This is a genomic window from Streptomyces vinaceus, from assembly GCF_008704935.1.
Lineage (GTDB): Bacteria > Actinomycetota > Actinomycetes > Streptomycetales > Streptomycetaceae > Streptomyces > Streptomyces vinaceus.
In genome coordinates this window covers 4830755-4845218 of sequence record NZ_CP023692.1, presented here as the reverse complement: position 1 = coordinate 4845218, position 14464 = coordinate 4830755, and the positions used below count along the sequence as shown (strand labels likewise).

10 protein-coding genes are annotated in these 14464 nt (G+C 75.2%); 9 read left to right on the top strand and 1 reads right to left on the bottom strand.

Annotated features, from left to right (window positions below):
* Positions 1-3: 3 nt before the first annotated feature.
* From CP980_RS21855 to CP980_RS21815, 9 genes are all read left to right on the top strand, one after another.
* Positions 4-1278, top strand: coding sequence for a 6-phospho-beta-glucosidase (locus CP980_RS21855; RefSeq protein ID WP_132755156.1), 1275 nt, complete (start codon positions 4-6; stop codon positions 1276-1278).
* A complete protein-coding gene (locus tag CP980_RS21850) occupies positions 1269-2324 on the top strand; it encodes an N-acetylglucosamine kinase (protein WP_150528882.1) in 1056 nt (351 codons plus the stop codon). Before CP980_RS21855 ends, CP980_RS21850 begins: the two co-directional genes overlap by 10 nt.
* Before the next feature lie 179 nt (positions 2325-2503).
* Complete coding sequence (locus CP980_RS21845) at positions 2504-3913, top strand: hypothetical protein (RefSeq protein ID WP_373312895.1); 1410 nt, start codon at positions 2504-2506, stop codon at positions 3911-3913.
* A 5-nt stretch (positions 3914-3918) separates the two neighbouring features.
* Positions 3919-5022 carry a glutamate ABC transporter substrate-binding protein gene (locus CP980_RS21840; RefSeq protein ID WP_150528881.1) on the top strand — a complete coding sequence of 368 codons (1104 nt, stop codon included), beginning with the start codon at positions 3919-3921 and terminating at the stop codon, positions 5020-5022.
* A 71-nt stretch (positions 5023-5093) separates the two neighbouring features.
* Entirely contained in the window at positions 5094-6362 is a 1269-nt protein-coding gene (locus CP980_RS21835) for a hypothetical protein (protein WP_150530314.1), read from the top strand.
* Entirely contained in the window at positions 6359-9235 is a 2877-nt protein-coding gene (locus tag CP980_RS21830; RefSeq protein WP_150528880.1) for a serine/threonine-protein kinase, read from the top strand. Before CP980_RS21835 ends, CP980_RS21830 begins: the two co-directional genes overlap by 4 nt.
* A gap of 111 nt (positions 9236-9346) precedes the next feature.
* Positions 9347-10831: a PP2C family protein-serine/threonine phosphatase gene (locus CP980_RS35950; protein WP_373312894.1), complete on the top strand. Its 1485-nt coding sequence runs from the start codon at positions 9347-9349 to the stop codon at positions 10829-10831.
* Between the two features lie 43 nt (positions 10832-10874).
* Positions 10875-12200: a vWA domain-containing protein gene (locus CP980_RS21820; protein WP_150528879.1), complete on the top strand. Its 1326-nt coding sequence runs from the start codon at positions 10875-10877 to the stop codon at positions 12198-12200.
* A 63-nt stretch (positions 12201-12263) separates the two neighbouring features.
* Positions 12264-13349, top strand: coding sequence for an FHA domain-containing protein (locus CP980_RS21815; protein WP_167535865.1), 1086 nt, complete (start codon positions 12264-12266; stop codon positions 13347-13349).
* A gap of 20 nt (positions 13350-13369) precedes the next feature.
* Here the strand turns inward: CP980_RS21815 and CP980_RS21810 are convergent, their stop codons facing one another.
* Positions 13370-14392 (bottom strand): methyltransferase domain-containing protein, encoded by a 1023-nt coding sequence (locus CP980_RS21810; protein WP_150528877.1) that lies wholly within the window; start codon positions 14390-14392, stop codon positions 13370-13372.
* Between the last annotated feature and the right edge of the window lie 72 nt (positions 14393-14464).

The following is a 14464-nucleotide window of genomic DNA, read 5'->3' as shown; positions in this document are numbered from 1 at the left end:
ACCATGAAACTCGCAGTGGTGGGCGGCGGATCCACCTACACGCCCGAGTTGATCGACGGCTTCGCGCGGCTGCGCGACACCCTGCCGATCGCCGAGCTCGTGCTGATCGACCCCGCCACCGAACGGCTGGAGCTGATCGGCGCGCTGGCGCGGCGGATCTTCGCCAAGCAGGGGCACCCGGGACGCGTCACCACGACCGCCGATCTCGACGCGGGCGTCGAGGGCGCCGACGCGGTCCTGCTCCAGCTGCGCATCGGCGGGCAGGCGGCCCGGCTCCAGGACGAGACCTGGCCGCTGGAGTGCGGCTGCGTCGGGCAGGAGACCACGGGCGCCGGCGGTCTCGCCAAGGCGCTGCGGACGGTCCCGGTGGTGCTGGACATCGCCGAGCGGGTGCGGCGGGCCAACCCGGACGCCTGGATCATCGACTTCACCAACCCCGTCGGGATCGTCACCCGCGCCCTGCTGCGGGCCGGGCACAAGGCGGTCGGGCTGTGCAACGTGGCCATCGGCTTCCAGCGGAAGTTCGCGGCGCTGCTGGACCTGGCCCCGTCCGACATCCACCTGGACCACGTGGGCCTCAACCACCTGACCTGGGAGCTGGGGGTGCGCAAGGGCGGCCCCGACGGCGAGGACCTGCTGCCCGGCCTGCTCGCCGAGCACGGCGCGGCCGTAGCCGAGGACCTGCGGCTGCCGCGCGCGGTGCTGGACCGCCTCGGCGTCGTCCCCTCGTACTACCTGAGGTACTTCTACGCGCACGACGCCGTGGTGCGCGAGCTGGGCGGCAAGCCCTCGCGGGCCGCCGAGGTGGCCGCGATGGAGAAGGAACTGCTCGCCCTGTACGCCGATCCGGCGCTGGACGAGAAGCCGGAGCTGCTGGCCAAGCGGGGCGGCGCCTTCTACTCGGAGGCGGCCGTGGACCTGGCGGCGGCCCTGCTGGGCGACGGCGGGCCGGGCCCGGCCTCCGTACAGGTGGTCAACACGCTCAACAACGGGACGCTGCCGTTCCTCCCGGACGACGCCGTGATCGAGGTGCAGGCCCGGGTGGACCGGTCCGGCCCGGTGCCGCTGGCCGCGGCCCGCCTGGACCCGCTGTACGCGGGGCTGGTCGCGCACGTCACGGCGTACGAGGACCTGGCGCTGGACGCGGCCGTACGGGGCGGCCGCGAGCGGGTCTTCAAGGCGCTGCTGGCCCACCCGCTGGTGGGCCAGTTCGACCTCGCCGAAGGCCTGACCGACCGTCTCCTCGCGCACAACAAGGAGCACCTGGCATGGGCGTGAACCCTCCCGCCCCTCCCGCCCCTCCTGCCCCTCCCGCCCCTCCCGCCCAGCCCGTACGGCCCGCCGTCCTGGCCATCGACGCGGGCAACAGCAAGACGGACGCGGCCCTGATCGCCGCGGACGGCACGGTCCTCGGCACCGGGCGCGCCGGCGGCTTCCAGCCGCCGCGCACCGGGGTCGAGGAGGCGGTGGACGTCCTGGGGCGGGCGGTGGCGGAGGCCGCGGAGGCGGCCGGGCTGGCGCCGGCCGCACCCGGGGCCCCGTACGCCGAGCAGGTGTCGGCGTGCCTGGCCAATGCCGATCTCCCGGTGGAGGAGCGGCAGCTCGCGGACGCGATCGGCGCGCGCGGCTGGGGCGCGGCGACCCGGGTCTTCAACGACACCTTCGCCATCCTGCGCGCCGGGCTGGCCGCGGGCGAGCGGCCGCGCGGGGTCGCGGTGGTGTGCGGGGCCGGCATCAACTGCGTGGGGATGCGGCCCGACGGGCGCACCGCCCGCTTCCCGGCCCTCGGGCAGATCTCCGGGGACTGGGGCGGCGGGGGCGGCCTGGCCGCGGAGGCCCTGTGGTGGGCGGCCAGGGCGGAGGACGGCCGCGGCGGCCCGACGGAGCTGGCGGCGGCGCTGCCGGGGCACTTCGGGCTGGGTTCGATGGCCGAGCTGATCGAGGCGCTCCACCTGGGGACCCTGGCGCACGGCCGGACCCACGAGCTGGTGCCCGTGCTGTTCTCGGTGGCCGCGGCCGGAGATGCGGTGGCCTCGGCGATCGTGGAGCGGCAGGCGGACGAGGTGGTGGCGCTGGCCTCGGTGGCGCTGGCCCGGCTGGAGCTCCTGGAGGTGGAGACCCCGGTGCTGCTCGGCGGCGGTGTGCTCACGGCCGGCCACGAGCAGTTGGACGGGCGGATCGCGGCGGAGCTGGCCCGGCGGGCCCCGCACGCGCGGGTGTCGGTGGTCTCGGCCCCGCCCGTCCTGGGCGCGGGGCTGCTGGGGCTGGACGCGCTCGGGGCGCTGCCCGAGGCACACGGAAAACTCCGTGCCCATTTCGGGTGAACCCGCCCCGGAGGGGCCCGCGTCTGGAACCGTGGCGGCCGTGGAGACGTATTCACGGTGAAGGGGTGGGGTCGGCGCACGACGGTGGCGGATCGCCAAGATCCAGCACCGGGTGCTGTGGTTGACCGCCACTACGGCCATACTGCTGCGGAGCAGTCAGGACCGAGGGGGAGGTCACGGTGGCCATCACATCACGCGCGCCCGCGCCGGGGGGCGCTGTCGCCGTGCCGCCGCCGGGTCCCCCGCCAGGCCCGCCGCCCGGATCCGAGCGGCCGGGTACGGCCTGGGCCGAGGGCGTGGAGCGGCTGCGCGCGGCCGCCACGACCGAGCCCGGCCGGCTGCGGATCATCGGGGCGGCCCTGGCCGCCCTGGTGCTGCTGTTCGGCCTGGTGACCGTGTGGGAGATCTCCGCCCGGGTCGGCGCCGCGGACGACGTGGTGGGCCGCAGCCAGCCGCTGAGCGCGGACGCGGCGAGCATCTACCGCTCGCTCGCCGATGCCGACACGGCCTCTTCCAGCGGGTTCCTGGCCGGCGCCGACGAGCCGCGCGAGGTCCGCGAGCGGTACGAGAAGGACGTCTCCAACGCCTCGAAGCTGCTGGTGAACGCGGCGGCCAACACCGGGGCGGACGAGGACTCGCGCAAGCAGATCGCGCTGCTGGGCGAGCAGCTTCCGCGCTACACGGGCCTGATCGAGCAGGCCCGGGCCACGAACAAGCAGGGCCTGCCGCTGGGCGGTGCCTACCTGCGCTACGCCAACGAGCAGATGAGCACCCAGCTGCTGCCCGCCGCGCAGCGGCTGTACGAGGCGGAGACCGGCCGGCTCTACACGGACTACGACGACGCCCGCTCGCTCCCGCTGGCCTCGATCGGCACGGGCCTGCTCGCGCTCGCCGCGCTGGCCTGGGCGCAGCGCCGCAACTACCGGCGTACGAACCGGGTCTTCAACCACGGCCTCGCGGCGGCGACGGCCGCCTCGCTGGTGCTGCTCATGTGGCTGGCCGTGGGGCACACGGTCGCCCGGTCGGAGCTGGCCGTGGCCAGATCGGACGGGCAGGAGTCCCTGAAGGTGCTCAACGACGCGCGGATCGCCTCGCTCCAGGCGCGCGCCAGCGAGAACCTGACCCTGATCGCGCGGGGCGCCGTACTGGCCGCGGACAACAAGTCCGACAAGTACGACGTGGACTTCACGGCCGAGATGAAGGAGCTGGACGCGGGCCTGGCGAAGGCGCAGAAGCTCGCCGACGACAGCAGCGGGCGGGATCCGGTGGCCCGGGCCGCGGACGGCGTCAAGCAGTGGAAGCAGCGGCACGCGGCGGCCCGGGAGACCGATCTGCGCGGCGACTACCAGGCCGCGCTGCCCCAGGTCATCGGGGACAAGGACCACAAGGACAGCAGCGGGGCCTCCTTCGACACGGTCGACGCGTCCTTGGAGCAGGCAGTGGCCCATGAGCAGAAGGAGTTCACCCGGGCGGCCCGGGGCGGGCTCGGCGCACTGGGCGGTTTGGTGACGGGTTCGGCGGCCCTGGCGGTCGTCGGCGCCGCGGCGGCACTGCTCGGCATCGGGCGCCGGCTTTCGGAGTACAGGTGACAGCGATGCGGATACGCGTGGAGTCCCACGACGAGGGCCACGACGGCGGGGCACGGGGTGCGGCCGGGGTACACGGTACGGCCGGGACTCCCGGCCCGGTGCCGCGCGCTTCCGGGGTGCGGCGCCTGGCGGCGCGGCTGCGCGGCTGGGGCGGGGTGAGCGCGATGGCCGCCGCCTGCGCGGTGACGGCCGCGGCCGTCCTGCTGCCGCTGGCCCAGGCGGCCCCGGAGGGCGGCCACCCGGCCGTGGTCCGCGAGCCCGCCTCCATGGCGGCCGCCCCGGGCCCCTGGTCGCTCACCGACACCTGTCAGGACCCCGAGGCCAGCCTGCGCCCGAACGGCGTGGACGGGCCGGCCATCGAGCGGATCCGCAAGGCGGGCAAGCTCGTCGCGGGCGTGGACCAGAACAGCTTCAAGTGGGGCTACCGCAACCCGGTCGACGGCCGCCTCGACGGGTTCGACATCGCCCTGGTCAAGGCCATCGCGAAGGACATCCTGGGCGACGAGAACGCGGTCATCTACCGGGCGATCCCCACCAGCCAGCGCGTGCCCGCGCTCCAGGACGGCCGTGTCGACGTCGTGGTACGGACCATGACCATCAACTGCAAGCGGCTGGAGGACGTCGCGTTCTCGACGGCGTACTTCGAGGCCGGCCAGCAGGTCCTGGCCCCCAAGGGTTCGCCCATCACCGGGTACGACGCCTCCCTGAAGGGCCGCCGCATCTGCACCGCGGCCGGCTCCACGGCCGAGGCGGCGCTCAGGGCCCAGCCGTACGGCTCGGTGTCCGTCAGCGTGCCCAACCAGCTCGACTGCCTGGTCCGGCTCCAGCTGGGCGAGGTGGACGGCATCATCACGGACAACGCGCTCGCGGCCGGCCAGGCCGCGCAGGACCCGTCGGTGCGCCTCGTCGGCTCCCCGTTCACCCGGGAGTTCTACGGGGTGGCCATGAACAAGGACGCCTCCGACCTGGTCCGCCGGGTCAACAAGGTGCTGGAGAACTACCGCGCCGGCGGTGACAACAGCCCCTGGATGCAGGCGTACGTGACGCACCTCAAGCCCGTTCTGCCCGGTGTGGCCGGACCGCCCGCGCCGAAGTACCGGGACGGCTGAGACAGGTGGCAGAGTCGGATCCCGATGTCGGGGAAGCGGAGGCGGGACGGGTGGAGGCGCAGTCGGCAGTGATGGACCGGGACGACGTCGACCGCGCGCTGGCACGGCTCGGCGCGGAACACGAGGCCGTCGAGACCTCGCTGCTCGCCCTCCAGGACCACGCCGGGCGCCGGCTGCTGGAAGGGGCCGGGCTGACCGGCGTCACCAAGGAGCGCTGGGCGGCGGCCGATGCCGCCATCACCCGGCTGTGGACGTACTTCGAGGCCTACAGCGGGGCGCTGGGCGCCGCCCGGGAGATCCGCGAGCGGCGCCGCTGGCCCGGGCGCGAGGAGCTGATCGAGCTGACCGAGCGGCTGCGCGGGCCCGGGGTGCTGATCGCCGGGGCCGGCGCGGAGGGCGTGGCGCTGGCGGAGCGGCTCTCGCTCGCGGAGCTGGTGTCGCGGATGAACGAGCTGTACGCGAGCTCGCTGGACGTGGTGGTGGCCGCCGACTCGGTGTGGTCGGCGCTGCCCGCCCGCATCGACCTGCTGGCCGCCGAGCTGCACCGTACGCGCTCGCTGGCCCACTCGGTGGGGGTCCGCCCGGGCGAGCACCCCTCGGGCGACGACCTGGAGGAGATCACCGCCGAGCTGACCGGACTGCGGGAGCAGGTGATCGCCGACCCGCTGGCGTTCTGGCAGCCGGTGGCGGGCAGTTCCGCGCCCGGCGGCGGTCGTCCGGACACCACCCGGTACGACCGGGCCGCGGTGGCGCTGGAGGACGTACGGCGGGAGATCGAGGCGGTCCTGGCCGTACGGCAGGACGCAGAGCAGCGGCTGATCGGCCTGCGGGACGTGCTCTCGCGGGCCGACCGGACCCTGGCGGAGGCGCGGACCGCGCGCGGCGAGGTGCTGGCGAAGATCGCGGCTTCGGAGGTGCCCGTGGTGAGCGGGCCGCCGACGGCGCTCCAGGAGGAGCTGGCCGCGGCGGCCGAGTACCGCCGCCGGGCCCAGTGGCACCGGCTCTCGCCGCTGCTGGACTCGCTGGAGGAGCGGGCCGAGGAGGAACTGCGCCGGGCCCGCGAATCGTTGACGGCGGTGACGGCGCCCCTGGCCGTACGGGCGGAGCTGCGCGGGCGGCTCGACGCGTACAAGGCGAAGGTGGCCCGGCACGGCATGGCGGAGGATCCGCTCCTGATCGAGCGGTACGACACGGCCCGGCGGATGCTGTGGAGCGCGCCCTGCGACCTGCGGGCCGCCGAGCAGGCCGTGCTGCGCTACCAGCAGGCGACGGCCGAGTCCCTGGCACCGCCGCAGCCGCAGTACCGGCCCGAGGGGCCGGGGACGGAGGAGGACGCATGAGTCCGGTCGGAACCGCGTGCGTCCGCCCCGGCTGCCCGGGGTCGTACGAGGACATGGGCGGCGGCGAGCTGTACTGCGACACCTGCGGTCTGGCGCCGATCGGCTCCGTCGCGGCGGGCGCGGAGGAGCTGGTGTCGCCGCCGACGGGGATGACGAGCGCGGCCCGGTACCCCGACTCGCGGGGATCCCACGGGTCGCAGGGCTCGCCCGGCTCGGGCCGGTCCGGCCGTTCGGGGTCGACGTCGGCCTCGGCGCGCTCCTCGCGGTCCTCGCGCTCCTCCTCCTCGCGCCGCTCGGTGTCGGGCCGGCTCTCGCGCTCCCTGCCGGGCGCCGCGTCCAGCCGCTCGGTGTCGGTGCGCAGTTCGGGTTCGGCGGCCGGGCCCTCGGGGCGCAGCCGGCTGGGCGCCGGGCTGGTCAACGTCCCGGAGGTACCGCGTCCGGATCCCTCGGCGGCGGTGCTGGAGAACCCGGAGGTGCCCGAGCGCAAGCGGTTCTGCTCGCGTTCGGACTGCGGGGCTCCGGTGGGCCGCTCGCGCGGGGACCGGCCGGGGCGGACCGAGGGGTTCTGCACCAAGTGCGGGCACCCGTACTCCTTCGTGCCCAAGCTGCGCGCGGGCGAGGTCGTGCACGGCCAGTACGAGGTGGCGGGCTGCCTGGCCCACGGCGGCCTGGGCTGGGTGTACCTGGCGGTGGACCGGGCCGTCTCTGACCGGTGGGTGGTGCTCAAGGGCCTGCTGGACACCGGGGACCAGGACGCGATGGCCGCGGCGATCTCGGAGCGGCGGTTCCTCGCGGAGATCGAGCACTCCAACATCGTGCGGATCTACAACTTCGTGGAGCACCTGGACCAGCGGACGGGGTCGCTGGACGGGTACATCGTCATGGAGTACGTCGGCGGCAAATCGCTGAAGGAGATAGCGAACGAGCGGCGCAGGCCCGACGGCCGGCGCGATCCGCTGCCGGTGGAGCAGGCCTGCGCGTACGGGATCGAGGCGCTGGAGGCGCTCGGCCACCTGCACAGCAGGAACCTCCTGTACTGCGACTTCAAGGTCGACAACGCGATCCAGCAGCAGGACCAGCTGAAACTGATCGACATGGGCGCAGTGCGCCGGATGGACGACGAGGAGTCGGCCATCTACGGCACGGTGGGCTACCAGGCGCCGGAGGTGGCCGAGCTCGGCCCCTCGGTCGCCTCCGACCTGTACACGGTGGCGCGGACGCTGGCCGTCCTGACCTTCGACTTCCAGGGCTACACGAACGTGTTCGTGGATTCGCTGCCGGATCCGGAGCACATCGAGGTGTTCGGGCGGTACGAGTCGTTCTACCGGCTGCTGGTCCGGGCTACGGATCCGGATCCGGGGCGGCGGTTCTCGTCCGCGCAGGAGATGGCGGACCAGCTGACGGGCGTGCTGCGGGAGGTGGTCGCGCTCCAGACGGGCCGGCCGCGGCCGCAGCTGTCCACGCTCTTCGGGCCGGAGCTGCGGGTTCCGGACACCCGGCTGTTCGCCGACGTGGCCGGGGCCGAGGTGTCCCGGCTGGGCGCGCGGGCGGTCACCGCACCCGCGGCGGGCGGGCGCCGGCTCGGGCGTGGGCTCGGGCTCGGACGTCGGCCCGGGTCGGCGGCGGTCCCGGCGGCTCCGGGTCAGGCTCCGGTCCCGGGTCCGGGTCAGGTCCCGGGTCCGGGTCAGGTCCCGGGTCCGGGTCAGGTCCTGGCTCCGGGTCAGGCTGCCGGGGCTCCGGGTCAGGCTGCCGGGGCTCCGCCCGCCGGCTCCGGGGCGGGGGCCCTCCCGGCGCCGCTCGGGACCACGGCGACGCACCGGGCCGGCGGGGCCTCGTGGCAGGCCCCGGTGCCCGCTCCCCGGCAGGCGCCTGCGGGGGCTGCCGCGGTACGGCCGCCGGCGCCGATGCCCGCCCCGGGCGGCGTACGCCCCGCGGAACTGGCCGCCGGACTGGCCGCGCCGGACGCCCGGGACATGGCGCTGGCCCTGCCGGTGCCGCTGGTGGATCCGGGCGACCCCAACGCGGGCTTCCTGGCCGGACTGCTGGCCACCGCACCGGGCGACCTGATGGGCGCCCTGCACTCGGCGCCCACCGACTCGGCCGAGCTGCGGCTGCGCGAGCTGCGGGCCCGCCTGGAGCTCGGCGAACTGGCCGCGGCCGGAGCCGCCCTGGCCGATCTGGAAGGCCGGCATCCGGACGACTGGCGGGTGGTGTGGGCCCGCGGGATCGCCTCGCTGGCCACCGGGGACGATGCGATAGCGGCCCTGTCCTTCGACGCGATCTACGACGCCTTCCCGGGCGAGCCCGCGCCGAAGCTGGCGCTGGGCCTGTGCGCGGAGATCCTGGGGCAGTTGGACAACGCCGCCGAGTACTACCGGCTGGTCTGGATCACCGACCCGGGGTTCGTGAGCGCCGCCTTCGGGCTGGCCCGCGTCCAGCTCGCCGCGGGCGACCGGGCCGGAGCGGTGCGCACGCTGGAGTCCGTGCCCGAGGCCTCGATCCACTACACCGCCGCACGGGTGGCGGCGGTACGGGCACGCCTGCGCGACCGGTCTCCCGAGGAGTCCCTGCTTCCGGATCTTGCGGCGGCTGCCGCGCAGGTGGAGGCCCTGGAGCGGGTCGGGCTGGACGCGGTCCGCCGCGAACGGCTGTCGACCGAGGTTCTGGGCTCGGCCCTGGACTGGGTACTGTCGGGTAGCCGGGGTTCCGACCCCGGCCGGACCTCGCTGCTCGGCTGTCAACTGGACGAGCGGGGCCTGCGCTTCGGGCTGGAGCGCTCGTACCGCGTGCTCGCGCGGCTGGCGCAGCGGGGCGAGGACAGGATCGAACTGGTGGAGCGGGCAAACCGTTTCCGTCCCCGGACGTGGGTGTGAGTGATGTCGATGCATCGGCCGTCTGGCTGCCCCAGCTGCGCGGAGCCCCTTGAGGAGGGTGACCGTTTCTGCGGTGTCTGCGGCTCGCCCGTGTCCGCCGCCTCCCCTCCCGTGTCCCGGGACGATCCGACGCTCCCGATCCCGACGCTCCCGGCCCCGCCGTCCGGCCCGACCGGGGGCTACGTCCTCGCGGAGCCCGCGCCCGGGTGGGGCAGTGTCGCCGCCGGAGCGGCGCCCACGCTGGTCGGTGACACCGGCGGCTGGTCCGCACAGGCGTCCGCAGCGGCGGAGCCGGCCACCGCCGGGCCCGGGGAACGGCCCGGCCTGATCCCGGACCCGGCCCCCGCCCCGCCACCGCCGCCGGCCCCCGCGCCCGCCGCCGAGGCGGCCCCCGTACCGCCGCAGGGGTCCTCGTACGGGACCCCCTCCCCGGCGTACGGCAGCGCGCCCGAGCCGGCGTACGGCGGCGGCGAGATCCGCCACGACCGGCCCGGCACCACCCCGACCCCGCCCGAGGGCACCCCCTGGGGCGCGGCCGAAGCCCCGTACGGCGGCGCCGGTCCCGGCCACGAGGACCCGTACGCCGCGGGCGCGCAGGGCAGCGGTCCCGCGGGCGGCGACGGCGGGAAGACCTGCGTGGCCTGCCGGGCCGGGCGGGTCGACACCGACGGGTACTGCGAGCACTGCGGGCACGCCCAGCCCCGCGAGCGGGACCACCTGGAGGAGGAGCTCGGCAGCGTCGCCGCCGTCAGCGACCGGGGGCTGCGCCACCACCGCAACGAGGACTCGTTCGCGGTGGCGGCCACCGCGCTGCCCGACGGATCGGCCGCCACGGTGGCCATCGTCTGCGACGGCGTCTCCTCCGCCAGCCGCCCCGACGAGGCGTCGGCCGCGGCGGCCGCCGCCGCCAACGAGGCCCTGCTCGAAGCGCTCCCGCGCGGCGCCCACCCCCAGGAGGCCATGCACGACGCCATCCTGGCCGCGGCCGCCGCCGTGAACGCCCTGGCCCCGGAGGTGCCGGGCGCGCAGAACGCCCCCGCCTGCACCCTGGTCGGCGCCGTCGTCAGCGGCGAGGTGCTGACCATCGGCTGGGTCGGCGACAGCCGCGCGTACTGGGTCCCGGACGACCGGGGCGCGCTGGCCCGCCGCCTCACCGAGGACGACTCCTGGGCGGCCCAGATGGTCGCCGCCGGGCTGATGGGCGAGGCCGAGGCCTACGCCGACGTCCGGGCCCACGCCATCACCGGCTGGCTCGGGGCCGACGCGTACGACCTGGAACCGCACACCGCCAGCTTCAAGCCGGACCACCCGGGCGTGGTGGTCGTCTGCACCGACGGCCTGTGGAACTACGCCGAGTCCGCGCAGGAGATGGCCCAGGTGCTGCCCGCGGACGCCGCCTCGCGCCCGCTGCACAGCGCGCAGGTCCTGGTGGGGCACGCCCTCGACGGGGGCGGCCACGACAACGTCACCGTGGCCGTGGTCCCGTTCGCCGCACCGGCCGGCCCCGCGGCCCCGGTCGCGGCGGCCTCCGCCGTCCCGCAAGCGGAACCGGAAACGGAAGCACGGGCGGAGAGGGAAGCACGCCCTCAGCCCTGATCCGCCCGCCCCGCACGCCCGTCCTCTCCTAGGAGTCCAGTCGATGGCGAACTTCGCCAAGCCGAGCGCCCCGCGCTTCAGCGTGGAGGTGTACCAGAACGAGTTCCTCCCCGAGGGCGGGCGGGACGTCCACGCCATCGTCACCGTCACGTCCACGGGCGGCGCCACCGCCACCCGCGCGGCGGCCGACCGGGGCTCGGCCGCCGTCGTGATCATGGTGGACTGCTCGGGCTCCATGGAGTACCCGCCGGACAAGATGCGCGGCGCCCGCGAGGCCACCGCCGCCGCGATCGACACCCTGCGCGACGGCACCTCGTTCGCCGTCATCGCGGGCACGCACGTGGCCAAGGAGGTCTACCCCGGCCAGGGGCGCCTCGCCGTGGCCGACGCGGCCACCCGCGCCCAGGCCAAGGAGTCCCTGCGGTCCCTGAGTTCCGGCGGCGGCACCGCCATCGGCACCTGGCTGCGGCTCGCCGACGGCCTGCTGCGCGGGTCCGCCGCGACCATCCGGCACGGCATCCTGCTCACCGACGGCCGCAACGAGCACGAGGACCCGGCCGTCCTGCGCGCCACCCTGGAGGCCTGCGTCGGCCGCTTCACCTGCGACGCCCGCGGGGTGGGGACCGACTGGGAGGTCAAGGAGGTCACCGGCATCGCGAGCGCCCTGCTCGGCTCGGCCGACATCGTGGCCGATCCGGCGCACCTGAGCGAGGACTTCACGCTCATGATGGAGAACGTCATGGGCAAGGAGGTCGCGGACGTCGCACTGCGCCTGTGGACCCCGGTCGGCGTGGAGATCCAGTACGTCAAGCAGGTCGCGCCCACCGTCCAGGACCTGACCGACCGCCGCAGCGAGGCGGGCCCGCGCGCCGGCGACTACCCGACCGGGTCCTGGGGCGACGAATCCCGCGAGTACCACGTGTGCGTCCGGGTCCCAGCCGCCTCCGTCGGGCAGGAGATGCTGGCCGCCCGGGCCACGCTCCTGCTGCCCGCCGCGCCGGGCGAGCCGCCGGCCACGCTCGCACAGGGACTCGTACGGGCCGTGTGGACGGACGATCTGGCCGCTTCCACCGCCATCAATCCGCAGGTCGCCCACTACACGGGACAGGCGGAACTCGCGCAGGCTATCCAACAGGGCCTGGAAGCGCGCAAACTGGGCGATGTCGGCGGCGCCACGGCCAAGCTCGGCCGTGCTGTGCAGCTGGCCAGTGCCTCCGGAAACGCGGACACGGCCAAACTGCTCGCGAAGGTGGTGGATGTCGTCGATGCGGCGGCGGGTACTGTGCGGCTGAAGGCGAAGGTCGCGGATGCCGACGAGATGACCCTCGAAACGCGTTCGATCCAGACCGTCCGTGTGAAGAAGTCCTGAGACCACCTGAGAGACCTGAGAAGACCTGACGCGATGACGCAGGCTGAAGGGGGAAGAGCCGCCATGCCGACCTGCCCGAACGGGCACCAGTCCGCCTCCGACGACTGGTGCGAGGTCTGCGGCCACCGCATGGCTGCCGCCTCCGGCGCGCCCGCGGCGCCCTCCTACGGCTACGGCTACCCTCCCACCGCCGGTGAGCCGACCGCCCAGGCGGAGCTCTGCCCGCAGTGCCGGACCCCGCGCGAGGCCATGGCCCCGTTCTGCGAGGAGTGCCGGTACAACTTCCTGACGCGCTCGGCGACCTCGTACACGCCGCTCGCGCCGCAGGGCACGGACGCGGGGGCCGCGGGCGGGAACGGGAACGGCTCCGGGGCCACCCCGCCGCCTCCTCCTCCTCCGCCGCCCGCACCGCCGCAGATGCCCGCCTCGGCGCCGTTCTCCCAGGACCCCTTCGAATACCAGGGCTCCCGGCCGTCCCGGGTCAACCGGCCGGCCGAGCCGCTCCAGCGCGAGGACGACTGGCTGCTGCCGCCTCCGGCGCACGAGCAGCACCAGGCACAGGGCCAGGCTCAGCAGCAGTACCGGCAGCAGCCCCCGCCGCCGCCCCGGGAGTACCAGCAGTCCGAGTACCAGCAGCAGCCGCAGCACGAGTACCAGCAGCACCAGCCGCAGCAGGCTCAGCAGCAGGCTCAGCAGCAGCAGGCCCCCCAGCAGCACCAGCAGCCGTTCCCGCCCCAGAGCACCGGCGCGTGGAGCGCGACGATCGGCCCCGACCGCTCGTACTTCATGGCGATGATGCAGCGCAGCGGCCCCGAGGCGGCCGGGCTCAACCTGCCCGCGTACGCCCCGGAGCAGCACCTCCCGCTCTCCGGCGGCCAGATCACCATCGGCCGCCGCCGCGCCTCCACGGGCGAGTCCCCCGACATCGACCTGTCGGTGCCCCCGGAGGACCCGGGCGTCTCCCACCAGCACGCCGTGCTGGTCCAGCAGCCCGACCTCAGCTGGGCGGTCGTGGACCAGAACTCCACCAACGGCACCACCATCAACGGCGGCGAGGAACCGATCCAGCCCTACGTCCCGGTGCCCCTCGCCGACGGCGACCGGGTCCACGTGGGCGCCTGGACCACGATCACGATCCGCCGCGGGTAACGGGGCCGGGGTCTTACGCCTCACTCCCCCAGCGGCCATACGTACGGGCCCTGGGGGTCGTCGAGCCAGGACCACTGCCCCTCGGCGCTGACCGTGACCCCGAAGCGCTCGCGGCCCGGCCGGCCCTCACCGCGCCACAGGTCCAGCGCCTCGCGCGGGTGCAGCGCGCCGGCCGTCAGGACGAGCATGAACTGGAACCGCTCGTTCTCCACCAGCTCGTACGGGAGCCCGTACGAGGCCTCCCCGGGCGCGGTCGGCGAGGCCGTGGCCCCGCGCAGCGGGACGAAGTACGCCGAGGTGTGCAGGAAGCGGCCCTCGGCGAAGTCCGCGTCGCGGACCGTCAGCGCGATCAGCCCCGTCGACAGCGGGGCCAGGATCCGCGCCCCGGGGCGGCACTGGCCGAGCCAGGCGTGCGGGACCAGCGGCAGGGTGCAGGTCACCAGGATCCGGTCGAAGGGGGCGCGGGAGGGGCAGCCGCGCGCCCCGTCGCCGGTGACCACGGTGGGCCGGTACCCGATCCGGGCCAGGTGCGCCCGCGCCGACTCGGTGATCTCCTCGTCGAGGTCGATCGTGGTGACGTGCTCCTCGCCGAGCCGGTGGCTGAGCAGCGCGGCGGTGTAGCCGGTGCCCGTGCCGATCTCCAGTACGTCGTCCCCGTCCCGGACCTCCAGCGCCTGCAGCATCTTCGCCATCAGGGACGGCTGGCTGCTGGAGGAGACCAGTTCGCCGTCGCGCAGCCGGGTGGGGAGCGGGGCGTCGGCGTAGACCCCGCGCAGCCAGCGGGCGCGGTGGGCAGGGTCGGGATCCTCGCCCCACAGCCGCTCGTGGCCGGCTCCGCGGCCCGTGAAGAAGTACGGGACGAAGACGTGCCGGGGCACCGCCGCGAAGGCGGCCCGCCAGGCGGGGTCCTCCAGGACCCCGGCGGCGGTCAGCTCCCGTACCTGCGCGGCGTGGGCGGCGTCCCGCAGGTCCCGCGGCCCGGCGGCCTGCGCGGTGCCGGACCCGTGTGCGGGACGTGCGGGGCGAGCGGCGTGTGCACCCATGGCTCCACTCTCCTGCGACCGGGCCCGGGAGGCGAACGGTGGTCGGCGAACGTGGTCGCGGGACGGTGGTCC

Coding starts and splice junctions, on each gene's coding strand:
- CP980_RS21840 (WP_150528881.1), top strand. CDS start 3,919: ATGCGGATACGCGTGGAGTCCCACGACGAGGGCCACGACGGCGGGGCA.
- CP980_RS21830 (WP_150528880.1), top strand. CDS start 6,359: ATGAGTCCGGTCGGAACCGCGTGCGTCCGCCCCGGCTGCCCGGGGTCG.
- CP980_RS21815 (WP_167535865.1), top strand. CDS start 12,264: ATGCCGACCTGCCCGAACGGGCACCAGTCCGCCTCCGACGACTGGTGC.
- CP980_RS21810 (WP_150528877.1), bottom strand. CDS start 14,392: ATGGGTGCACACGCCGCTCGCCCCGCACGTCCCGCACACGGGTCCGGC.
- CP980_RS21835 (WP_150530314.1), top strand. CDS start 5,094: ATGGACCGGGACGACGTCGACCGCGCGCTGGCACGGCTCGGCGCGGAA.
- CP980_RS21855 (WP_132755156.1), top strand. CDS start 4: ATGAAACTCGCAGTGGTGGGCGGCGGATCCACCTACACGCCCGAGTTG.
- CP980_RS21850 (WP_150528882.1), top strand. CDS start 1,269: ATGGGCGTGAACCCTCCCGCCCCTCCCGCCCCTCCTGCCCCTCCCGCC.
- CP980_RS21820 (WP_150528879.1), top strand. CDS start 10,875: ATGGCGAACTTCGCCAAGCCGAGCGCCCCGCGCTTCAGCGTGGAGGTG.